This is a genomic window from Nocardia sp. No.11 (genome assembly GCF_038752175.1).
Lineage (GTDB): Bacteria > Actinomycetota > Actinomycetes > Mycobacteriales > Mycobacteriaceae > Nocardia > Nocardia canadensis.
In genome coordinates this window covers 1-7581 of the sequence record NZ_JBCGFB010000187.1, presented here as the reverse complement: position 1 = coordinate 7581, position 7581 = coordinate 1, and the positions used below count along the sequence as shown (strand labels likewise).

The 7581-nt window shown below is 71.3% G+C and carries 8 protein-coding genes; 7 read left to right on the top strand and 1 reads right to left on the bottom strand.

Features of this window, described 5'->3' with window-relative positions; genetic code table 11:
* Window positions 1-816: WS/DGAT domain-containing protein (locus tag V8688_RS30320; protein ID WP_342802230.1), on the top strand; the 816-nt coding region annotated here is incomplete at its 5' end.
* On the opposite strand, the gene V8688_RS30315 is transcribed toward V8688_RS30320, so the two are convergent.
* Entirely contained in the window at window positions 813-1520 is a 708-nt protein-coding gene (locus tag V8688_RS30315) for a hypothetical protein (RefSeq protein WP_218715952.1), read from the bottom strand. The two genes, V8688_RS30320 and V8688_RS30315, sit on opposite strands and share 4 nt — an antisense overlap.
* 111 nt (window positions 1521-1631) lie before the next feature.
* On the opposite strand from V8688_RS30315, the gene V8688_RS30310 reads away from it, so the two are divergent.
* The 6 genes from V8688_RS30310 to V8688_RS30285 all read left to right on the top strand — a co-directional run.
* Window positions 1632-2678 carry an iron ABC transporter permease gene (locus V8688_RS30310; RefSeq protein ID WP_218715953.1) on the top strand — a complete coding sequence of 349 codons (1047 nt, stop codon included), beginning with the start codon at window positions 1632-1634 and terminating at the stop codon, window positions 2676-2678.
* Window positions 2675-3793 carry an iron chelate uptake ABC transporter family permease subunit gene (locus V8688_RS30305; RefSeq protein WP_218715954.1) on the top strand — a complete coding sequence of 373 codons (1119 nt, stop codon included), beginning with the start codon at window positions 2675-2677 and terminating at the stop codon, window positions 3791-3793. The genes V8688_RS30310 and V8688_RS30305 overlap by 4 nt, the downstream gene beginning before the upstream one ends.
* The gene (locus V8688_RS30300; RefSeq protein ID WP_342802229.1) at window positions 3790-4614 is read left to right on the top strand and encodes an ABC transporter ATP-binding protein; all 825 of its coding nucleotides are present in this window, start codon (window positions 3790-3792) and stop codon (window positions 4612-4614) included. Before V8688_RS30305 ends, V8688_RS30300 begins: the two co-directional genes overlap by 4 nt.
* Window positions 4615-4685: 71 nt before the next feature.
* The gene (locus V8688_RS30295) at window positions 4686-5066 is read left to right on the top strand and encodes a BlaI/MecI/CopY family transcriptional regulator (RefSeq protein ID WP_019047691.1); all 381 of its coding nucleotides are present in this window, start codon (window positions 4686-4688) and stop codon (window positions 5064-5066) included.
* 64 nt (window positions 5067-5130) lie between these two features.
* Window positions 5131-6069 (top strand): M56 family metallopeptidase, encoded by a 939-nt coding sequence (locus V8688_RS30290; RefSeq protein WP_218715956.1) that lies wholly within the window; start codon window positions 5131-5133, stop codon window positions 6067-6069.
* 254 nt (window positions 6070-6323) lie between these two features.
* Window positions 6324-7581 (top strand): DEAD/DEAH box helicase (locus tag V8688_RS30285; protein ID WP_342802228.1); only part of this gene is annotated, 1258 nt, incomplete at its 3' end.

Here is a 7581-nt window from a genome sequence, read left to right as displayed (position 1 = left end):
GGACTGCGGCGGGCCCGCGCGGCGCGGGACGAACTGCGCGCGCTGGTCGAGGCGGGCGCCGTGCACGAGCCGGTGGCCGAGCGTCCGGCGACCCGGTTCAACCGGGACATCCACGCGGAGCTCACCTTTCACCTGTTCCCGATTCCGCTGCCGGAGGTGCTTGCCGCGAAGACCGCCGCGCCGCAGCGGGTGACGATCAACGACCTGATGCTGACGACGATCGCCGGCGCGCTGGCCGCCTATCTGGCCGAGCACGACGAGACGCCCGAGGGCTCGCTCGCCGCGATGGTGCCGATGTCGATGCGCGGTGTCGCCGACTGGGATTCGGCGAATCAGCTCAGTCAGATGATCGTTGACCTGCACACCGACCGCACCGACCCCCTCGCCCGGCTGACCGCGCTCAAGCGATCGGCGGACCTGGCCAAACAGCGCACCGCCGATCCGGTGGTGCGGCGTGGGGACCGCCGGGTGGAGACCGCGCCCGCCCTGCTGCTGCGCGCCGCCGGATGGGCCAGGGCGCAACGACGTTTCGACGACGCGGCGACGGTACCGCTGTGCAACACCACCATCAGCAACGTGCCGCCGGTGACCGACACCCTGGTCTTCTGCGACCGCCCGATCCGCCGGGTCGTCGGCGCGCTGCCGATCCTCGACGGTGATGGCCTGCGGCACCTGATCACCTCGCAGGGTGACGAGATCGTCATCGCGGTGACCACGAATCCCGCGATGATGCCGGACCCGGAGCACTACGGCGAGCTGCTGCTGCGGTCCTTCCGAGAACTCGCCGCCGCGCTGCGCGCGTCGACCGATCCCTAGCGTTGCAGGCAGCTGGTCCGGCGCACCGGCAGGCCCCGATCCTCGAGCGCGCCGAGCAGCAGCTGGCCGCGCCGGGCACCCGCGGTGGCGTCGGTGCGAGCCAGGTCGGGCACGTAGGTCGCCGCGCCGATGACGGATTCGCCGACCAGCGACCAGAACCGGCGCGCGGGCAGGCCCGAGCAGCGGGTGAGCACCGATTGCAGCGGGATCAGCGAGGACGCGCACCGCTGGGCCAGCCAGACCGCCATCGCCGCCTCGCAGGGCAGGGCGACGGTGTCGCGCTCGTCGACCTCGGGGTCACCGTCGACGACGCGAATCGTGGTGTCGGACAAACCCGCCCAGTCGATGCCGCCGTCGTTGTCGTGGTGGATCCAGAGGTTGTCGCGGCCGGGGTCCCAGGCGCGGCCGGCCATCACGAACAGGGCCGTCACCCGGCCCGCGACGGCGTGGATGAGGGCGGTCGCCACCACCTCGGCGGCGATGTCGTCGTTGATCATCTCGGCGGCGTGCCTGCGGTACATGAGTTCGACGCGGCCCTCGGACAGGCCGTTCGGCACGTGCCACCAGCGGCGTTTACCCTGACCGGCCATCGCCGCCACGGCATAGACCCGCGGATGTTCGGGTTGCAGCGATTGCAACCGGGCGCACGCGCGATCGAACGCGGCGGTGCTGCGGGACGTGACGGTGGTGACGGGCTCGGGCATCGAACCTCCTCGAACAATGGGTTCCCGTGACGATGATGTCTCGGAACATAGGTTAGGCTTACCAGACTTCACAAGTCGTGTCCGGATTCGAGTCAGGAGAAGTACGTCGCCGTGATCCACCCTGGCACCGTCAGACGTCGTCGTCTGACCGGCCTTCTTCTGCTCGTTGTCCTGCTCACCGTCGCGGTGGTGGCGAGCATCGCCATCGGTACCCGCTCGCTCGCACCGGCCACGGTGTTCGACGCCGTCACACACGCTCTCGGCTGCGACGGCGGCCCGTTCCGATGCCCGGCCCGCTCCACCGCCGAGGAAATCGTGCGTGAGCTGCGTCTGCCGCGCACCGCGTTGGCCCTGGTCGCCGGGATGGCACTGGGCATCGCGGGCGCGCTCATCCAGGGGTATACCCGCAATCCGCTCGCTGATGCCGGTTTGTTGGGACTGAATGCGGGCGCGGGCTTCCTGGCCGCGCTCAGCATCTACCTGTTCGGCTTCACCGCGCCGAGCCAGTACATCTGGTTCGCCTTCGCCGGGTCGGCGATCGCGGGGGTGGTCGTGTTCGGGGTGTCCTCGATCGGCGGCGGCAAGGCGAGTCCGCTGAGCCTGGTGCTCGCCGGCGCGGCGGTCACCGCGTTCCTCCAGGCGATGACCAACGCCGTGGTCGTGCTCGACAACGCCGCGCTCGACACCTACCGGTTCTGGGTCGTCGGCACGGTGAACGGACGCGAGGGCGGGGTGTTCTGGCAGGTGCTGCCGTTCCTCGTGGTCGGCATGGCGATGGCGGTCGCCGCGGCGCCCAGCCTGAACCTGCTCAGCCTCGGCGACGACGTCGCCCGCGGGCTCGGCGTCGATGTCGGCCGGGCGCGCGCGTTCGGGCTGTTCGCGGTGGTGCTGCTCAGCGGCGCGGCCACCGCGGCCATCGGGCCGATCGCCTTCCTCGGCCTGGTGGTGCCGCATATCGCGCGCACGATCACCGGCCCCGACAATCGCTGGCTGATCCCCTACTCGGGACTCATCGGTGGACTGTTGCTGCTGGTCGCCGACATCGCGGGCCGGGTGGTCGCCCGGCCGGGCGAACTCCAGGTCGGCGTGATGCTGGCGGCGATCGGCGCGCCGTTCTTCATCGCGCTGGTGCGCCGCAAGAAGTTGGTGACGCTGTGAGCACACTCGAGACGGACAAGCCCACCGACGCGGGCGCCGCCCTGCGCAAGGTGCGCCCCGCGCTGCGGATCGGGCCGGTGTCGCTGGTGTGGCGACCGGTGCTGTTCGGGGCCGTGCTGGCGCTCGCGGCGCTGGTCTTCGCGCTGTTCTGCCTGGACATCGCCGTCGGCGAGACCCACATCCCCCTGCGCCGGGTCTTCGATGTGCTCGGCGGCGGTGGCACCCGGTCGCAGCGGTTCATCATCATCGAGTCGCGGCTGCCGCGGGCGCTGACGGCCGTGGTGGTCGGCGCGGCGCTCGGCCTGTCCGGCGCGCTGATGCAGTCGATCCTGCACAACCCCCTGGCCGGACCCGATGTCCTCGGGATCACCACCGGCGCCAGTGTCGGCGCCGTCGCGGTGCTGGTCGGCAGCGGCGGCGCGACCACGGGGCTGATCGCCGCCCTCGGCGCGCCGCTGGCCGCGCTCACCGGCGGGCTGCTGACGGCGGTCGTGATCTATCTGCTCGCCTGGGGCCGCGGCCGGGCCGGGGAACGCGGGGTCACGGGATTCCGCCTGGTCCTCATCGGCATCGGCGTCAACGCGGTACTCCTGTCGGTGATCAGCTGGCTGCTCACCCGGGCCAGCCTCACCGATGCCGCCAGGGCCCAGCTCTGGCTCACCGGGTCGCTCAACGCCGCGGACATGGCCAGGGTCGCGCCCGCCGTGGTCGCGTTGGCGCTGGTGACCGTCGTCGCGCTGGTCTCGGCGCGCACGCTGGCCGCGCTGCGCCTCGGCGAGGAGTCGACCCGGGTGCTCGGCGTGCGCATCCAGGCCCAGCAGGCGCTGCTCATCGGCGCCGCGGTGGTGGCGGCGTCGGTGGCCACGGCGGCCGTCGGGCCGGTCGGTTTCGTGGCGCTCGCGGCGCCGCAGATCGCCAGGATGGCGCTGCGCACGCCGGGAGAACCACTGCTGGCCTCCGCGCTGACCGGCGCCGGGCTGGTCGCGGCGGCCGATATCATCTCGCGCACACTGCTTCCCGTCGAGCTGCCCGTCGGCATCGTGACCGCCGCGCTCGGCGGGCCGTTCCTGCTCTACCTGCTCGTCCGCATGAATCGGAAGGCCACGCTCTCATGACCAGCCCCGCCCATCGCCTCGCCGCCGACAGCGTCTCCCTCGGCTACGGCGAGCGGGTGATCGTCGACGAGCTCAGCCTCGACATCGCCCCCGGCGTGGTCACCACCGTCATCGGCCCCAACGGCTGCGGCAAGTCGACGCTGCTCAAGTCGCTGGGCAGGCTGCTGCGCCCGCGCGAGGGACAGGTGGTGCTCGACGGCAAGGCCATCTCGTCGATGAAGACCAAGGACGTCGCCCGGGTGATCGGCATGCTGCCGCAGACCCCGGTGGCCCCGGAGGGACTCACGGTCGCGGATCTGGTCGCCCGTGGCAGGCACCCGCACCAGTCCTGGCTGCGGCAGTGGTCGGCCGACGACGAGACCGAGGTCGCCGCCGCGCTGGCCCAGACCGGCATCGCCGACCTCGCCGAGCGCACCCTCGACGAGCTCTCCGGCGGCCAGCGCCAGCGCGCCTGGATCTCGATGGCCCTGGCCCAGGGCACCGACATCCTGCTGCTCGACGAGCCGACCACCTACCTCGACCTCGCGCACTCGCTCGAGGTGCTCGACCTCGTCGACCGGCTGCACGCCGAGTTCGGGCGCACCGTGGTGATGGTGCTGCACGATCTCAACCTCGCCATCCGCTACAGCGACGAGCTCGTGGTGATGTCGGCCGGGCGCATCGTGGCGCGGGGGAAGCCCGCCGACGTCGTCACCGCCGAGCTGCTGGCCGAGGTGTTCGGACTCGACGCGACCGTGCTCACCGATCCGGTCTCGGGGCGGCCGATGATCGTCCCGATCGGCACCCGGCACGTGCACGGCGCGGACGGGTATGACGAATGACACACCAGCAAACCCCCCGTTACGACAATCTGTAGTACGCATCTTTGTCGTTGAGTCCGTAAAATTGTGGGATGGCAGGACTCGGCGAACTCGAAAAAGCGGTCATGGACCAGTTGTGGTCGGCCGACGAACCGCAGACGGTGCGGCAGGTCCACGAAGCACTGGCCGCACGGCGCGAGCTCGCGTACACGACAGTGATGACCGTGCTGCAGCGGCTGGCGAAGAAGGATCTGGTGGTGCAGCGGCGCGATGATCGTGCCCACCGATACGCACCGGTACACAGCCGCGACGAACTCGTCGCGAGCCTGATGGTCGACGCATTGCAGCAGGCCGACGCGGCGGGCAGCCGTGCCGCGGCACTGGTGCACTTCGTGGAACAGGTGGGCAAGGACGAGGCCGATGCCCTCCGGGAGGCACTCGCCAAGCTCGAATCCGACGAGAAGAGCAGCTAGACTCCCTGGCGGCTCTCACAACGACGTGAGCGCCCCTGGTCCCACAACGCAGTGAGCAGAGTCGATGAACGCAACCGCGGCAGTCTTCGCCGGTCTCGCCTTGCTTCTCGCAGGGCCGGTACCAGCGCTGCTCAGCCGCGCGACCTGGGTGCATCGGTCCCCGCGCGCGGCCCTGGTGTTGTGGCAGGCCATCGCGCTGGCCGCCGTGCTCAGCGCCTTCGGCTCCGGGCTGGCCATCGCCAGCCTGCTGCTCGTGCCCGGCCCCGACGGTAGGCCGACCACCTCCCCCACCCAGGAGATCGACGCCCTCGGTCTGCCGCTGTGGACGATCTACGTGCTGGTCTTCGCGCTGACCCTGATGATCGGCGCCCGGCTCATCTTCTCCATCGTGCGCGTCGGCGTGCACACCCGTCGCCGCAGGTCCCGGCATCGCATGCTGGTCGATCTGCTGGATCAGAGCGGGCCGGTCCGCCGCGCCGCCGATATCCGCGTGCTCGCCGCGACCGAACCCATCGCCTACTGCCTGCCCGGGCTGCGGCAGCGGGTGGTGCTCAGCGAAGGCACGCTGACCAGCCTCGACGATGCCGAGGTCACCGCGATCGTCAGCCACGAGCGCTCCCATCTGCGGGCCCGTCACGACCTCGTGCTCGAGGCGTTCACCGCCGTGCACGAGGCGTTCCCCCGGGTGGTCCGCAGCAAGGCCGCGCTCGGCTCGGTGAAACTGCTGATCGAACTGCTCGCCGACGACTCCGCCGTCAAGGTGACCGGCCCCAAGCCGCTGGCCCGCGCGCTGGTCGCCTGCGCGAAGTCGACCGCACCGCAGGGCGCGCTCGCCGCGGGCGGACCGAGCACGCTGATCCGCATCCAGCGGCTCGCCGGCCGCACCGGCGACGTGAGAGTCGCCACCGTCGCCTACCTCGGTTCGGCGGCCATCCTGGTCGTGCCGACCCTCGCGGTCGCGGTGCCGTGGCTACAGGAGCTCAACCGCCTCTTCCGGGGCTGACCTGGCGATTCGTCGCCGCGCGTCCGGCCTGACGAGGACCCGATCGACGCGTCGCGCCGCCGCCGGACCAACCCGCACAATCCTCGCTACAAACAGTCACCTGACCAGCGTGTTTACCCACGCGCCGCCGATCCCGCCTATCCTGGGAGATCGGTCCTTCCTGCTGGGCCGCACCCCGTGCATGCCGTCGGCGTATCCGGGTCATCGGCGCCGGTCATCTTCCAGCGCGATGCGCAGCCCAACGAAAGGCCATTTTGTCTTCCTCTCCGCGTCCCGACGCCTCCTTCGCCGACCTCGGTCTGCCCGTCGCACTGGTGCAGACCCTGCGCAACGCGGGCATCGAGAAGCCCTTCCCCATCCAGGCCGCCACCATCGGCGACGCGCTCGCCGGGCGTGACGTGCTCGGCCGCGGCCCGACCGGCTCGGGCAAGACCCTCGCCTTCGGCCTGCCGATGCTGACCCGGCTCACCGGCGCGTCCGCCAAGCCGGGCCGCCCGCGCGGCCTGGTCCTGGTGCCCACCCGAGAACTCGCGACCCAGATCGAACGCGCGCTCGACGAGGCCGCGCTCTCGCTCGGCCTGCGCGTGGCCTCCGTCGTCGGCGGTGCGCCGATCAAGCGCCAGGCCGACCGGCTCGCGCGCGGCGTCGACCTGCTCATCGCCACCCCCGGACGGCTCGACGACCTGATCAAGCAGCGCGCCGCCGATCTGTCCGACGTGATGATCACCGCGCTCGACGAGGCCGACCACATGGCCGACATGGGCTTCCTGCCCCAGGTGACCCGCTTGCTCGACCGCACGCCGAAAGACGGTCAGCGCCTGCTGTTCTCGGCCACCCTCGACGGTGACGTCGACAAGCTGGTCAAGCGCTACATGCACCAGCCGGTCACCCACTCCACCGCGCCGCCGGAGGCGTCGGTGACCACCATGTCGCACCACCTGCTCTACGTACGCGACAAGAACGTCAAGCGTTCGGTCGCCACCGAGATCGCCGCCCGCGAGGGCTTGACCATCATGTTCGTGCGCACCAAGCACGGCGCCGACCGGCTGGCCAAGCAGCTGCGCGGCGCCGGTGTCGCGGCGGGCTCGCTGCACGGCGGCAAGGCGCAGAACAACCGCACCCGTACGCTGGCGGCCTTCGCCGACGGCTCGGTGCCGGTGCTGGTGACCACCGATGTCGCCGCGCGCGGCATCCACATCGACGGCGTCTCGCTGGTCGTGCACTTCGACCCGCCCGCCGAGCACAAGGCCTACCTGCACCGCGCCGGGCGCACCGCGCGCGCCGGTGAGGACGGTGTCGTGGTCACCCTCGTCACCGACGAGGAGCGCAAGGACGTCGCCGCGATGACCCGCAAGGCAGGCGTGCAGACCGACGGCGTCGACGTCCGCCCCGGCGACCGCAAGCTGGTGGAGATCACCGGCGCGCGCAAGCCCAGCGGCATCGCGCTGGCCGCCCCGGCCGCGCCGGCGCAGGCCACCGCACCGAGGTCGGCGACCGGTGGACGCACGCGAC